Source organism: Streptomyces sp. WELS2, assembly GCF_013870595.1.
Lineage (GTDB): Bacteria > Actinomycetota > Actinomycetes > Streptomycetales > Streptomycetaceae > Streptomyces.
In genome coordinates this window covers 1-2,343 of the sequence record NZ_JACBWZ010000901.1, presented here as the reverse complement: position 1 = coordinate 2,343, position 2,343 = coordinate 1, and the positions used below count along the sequence as shown (strand labels likewise).

Below are 2,343 nucleotides of genomic sequence, written 5' to 3'. Positions count from 1 at the left end.
CCGCAGCCGAGGACGAGATTGAGGCGACCGCGAGAGAGCTGTCCGGGCAGCCCGGACAGCTCTCTCGCGGTCGCCTCGATCTCGTCCAGCACCACCGTCGCGCGGCGCATCACCACCCGGCCGGCCGCCGTGAGCCGCACTCCGTCGCGCCGCCGCTCCAGCAGCTCCGCGCCGGCGGCCCGCTCGATGGCGGCGATCTGCCGGGACACCGCCGACTGGGTGTAGCCCAGCGACGCCGCGGCGGCGGTGAAGGTCCCCTGTTCGGCCACCGCGCGGAACACCCGCAGCGCGGTCAGTGACACATCCGTGAAGTCCATGACGTTCACGCATACTAGCGGTGCGTGACTTTCGTTGGACTCATGGTCGCCGGGTTTCTAGCGTGGCAGTCATGAACACCCCACGCGTCGCCCTCGTCACGGGCGCCAACCAAGGACTCGGCCGTGCCCTCGTCGAAGGACTCGCGGCCCGGATGGCCCCGCAGGACCTGGTCCTGCTCACCGGCCGCGACCGGCGCCGGGTGTCGGACGCCGCCCGCGAGGTCGCCGGGCTGCCCGGTACCCGGGCCCGGGTCGAGGGCCGGGTGCTGGACGTCGCCCGCACCGACGCCATCGCCCGCCTCGCCGAAGAGCTGCGGGAGCGGCACGGCGGCGTGGACATCGTCCTGTCCAACGCCGTCACCCGGGTGCTGCCCGAGGAGTCGCAGGCCGCGCGGGCCGACGAGGTCATCGACGTCTCCAACACCGCCACCCACGCCATCCTGCGCCACTTCGGTCCCGACCTGCGGCCCGGCGGCCGGCTGCTCGTCGTGGCCAGCAGCCTGGGCACCCTCGGCCGTCTCGACCCCCGGCTGCACCACCTGTTCGACGGCGTGACCCTCGACCAGGTGGAGCACGCCGTCGAGTCCTGGCGCCGCGCGATCCACGACGGCACGGCACGGGAGGCCGGCTGGCCGGTCTGGCTGAACGTGCCCTCGAAGGTGGCCCAGGTCGCCGCCGTCCGCGCGGCCGCCGCGGAACGCCGCGAGCGCGACCTCGCCACCGGCACGCTCGTCGCGGCCGTGTGCCCCGGCATGATCGACACCGCCACCTCGCGCCCCTGGTTCACCGACTACAGTCAGGCCCAGTCACCGGCCCAGGCCGCCCGGGCCGTGCTCGACCTGGTCTTCGCCGAGGGCGTCGACCCGGCCCACCACGGCGAGCTGGTCCGCTTCGGCAAGGCGCTGTCCTGGTACGACGGCACGCCCCCGGTGGAACAGGAGCGGCTGCTCACCCCCTGACCGCCAGGGCATCGTGCGACCGCGGCCCGGCGGTGTCACCGGGCGCCCCGATGCGCGGCGGCCGGGCGGGTTCAGAGGGCTCCGAGGTCGGCGGACACCCAGTGCTCGGGACGCATGGTGACGATGAAGTGCTCGCCGAGCCGGGTCCGGTCGTACTCCACGAAGGCGGCGACCTTGTCCTCGGGGAGGTATCGCGCGGCCATCTCCCAGGACAGTTCGGGACGGTCCGGGGCCGTCGCGACGACCGGGCCCTCCACGGACACGTAGCGCACGGTCGGTTCGGTGCGCTGCACCATCAGGCTGAAGCGCCCCGCCGCGCGGATCGCCCGCCCCTTGCGGGAATCGGGACCGGTACGCACCCACAGGTCGCCGCCCGGCGTGTACTGGTACCAGATGGGAACCGTCAGCGGGGCGCGGTCAGGGTGTTCGGCGACCGACAGCGCGCCGATGTGCGGCTCCGCCAGGAACAGCTCGCGTTCTCGCTTCGAGAGTGCCACCGGCCGACCCTAACCCGCCGTCCCGGTACGGACAACAGCCCGTCGGCGCCGCGCGGGGGCGCGTCAGCCGGCGTCGCGCTCCAGGACCCGGCGGGCCGCCTCGGCCTCCGCCGCCGGCGGGGACAGCTCGTCCAGGGTGTCCAGTTCGTCGTCCGTCTCCAGCTCCCGCGTCCAGGCCGCCGCGAGCCGCTCCTGCTCCTCGCGTGGCCGCGCGCCGACGGCCTCCCGATGGCCGGGATCCAGTGCCGCCAGGAATCGTTCGACCGGGTCCGTCGGCATGCCGTGCTCCTTGTCGCCGCGAGGGGTGCCGCTCCCGGCCAGCATGGCCAACGGTGCGCGCGCCCGCCGCCCGACACGGGCCCGGACCACCCTGATGGCCCTGCCGCCGGTCCCGGCTCCCCGCGGCGCTCCTCAGGTGTGCCGGGCGTGCACGGGCGCGTTGGCGACCTCGTCCGGACACTTCCGGTGCGGTGTGCGCCGCCGGTCGCGCCACCAGTCGAACACCGCGAGGGCCAGGGAGGCCGCCATGCCGGCCAGCGCGGCGCCCAGCGCGGTGACGAGAGCGCCGCG

4 protein-coding genes are annotated in these 2,343 nt (G+C 74.8%); 1 reads left to right on the top strand and 3 read right to left on the bottom strand.

The features are described from left to right. Positions 1–317, bottom strand: a 317-nt coding sequence (locus H5J33_RS31500) for a LysR family transcriptional regulator (RefSeq protein WP_181798164.1), incomplete at its 3' end; no start/stop codon positions are given. Between the two features lie 71 nt (positions 318–388). Here H5J33_RS31500 and H5J33_RS31495 point away from each other — a divergent pair. After that, positions 389–1,276: an SDR family oxidoreductase gene (locus tag H5J33_RS31495; RefSeq protein ID WP_181798163.1), complete on the top strand. Its 888-nt coding sequence runs from the start codon at positions 389–391 to the stop codon at positions 1,274–1,276. A 71-nt stretch (positions 1,277–1,347) separates the two neighbouring features. Here H5J33_RS31495 and H5J33_RS31490 read toward each other — a convergent pair whose 3' ends face one another. Both H5J33_RS31490 and H5J33_RS31485 read right to left on the bottom strand, forming a co-directional pair. Further along, complete coding sequence (locus tag H5J33_RS31490; protein WP_181798162.1) at positions 1,348–1,773, bottom strand: pyridoxamine 5'-phosphate oxidase family protein; 426 nt, start codon at positions 1,771–1,773, stop codon at positions 1,348–1,350. A 63-nt stretch (positions 1,774–1,836) separates the two neighbouring features. Further along, a complete protein-coding gene (locus H5J33_RS31485; protein WP_181798161.1) occupies positions 1,837–2,052 on the bottom strand; it encodes a hypothetical protein in 216 nt (71 codons plus the stop codon). Positions 2,053–2,343 lie beyond the last annotated feature (291 nt).

Coding starts and splice junctions, on each gene's coding strand:
- H5J33_RS31495 (WP_181798163.1), top strand. CDS start 389: ATGAACACCCCACGCGTCGCCCTCGTCACGGGCGCCAACCAAGGACTC.
- H5J33_RS31485 (WP_181798161.1), bottom strand. CDS start 2,052: ATGCCGACGGACCCGGTCGAACGATTCCTGGCGGCACTGGATCCCGGC.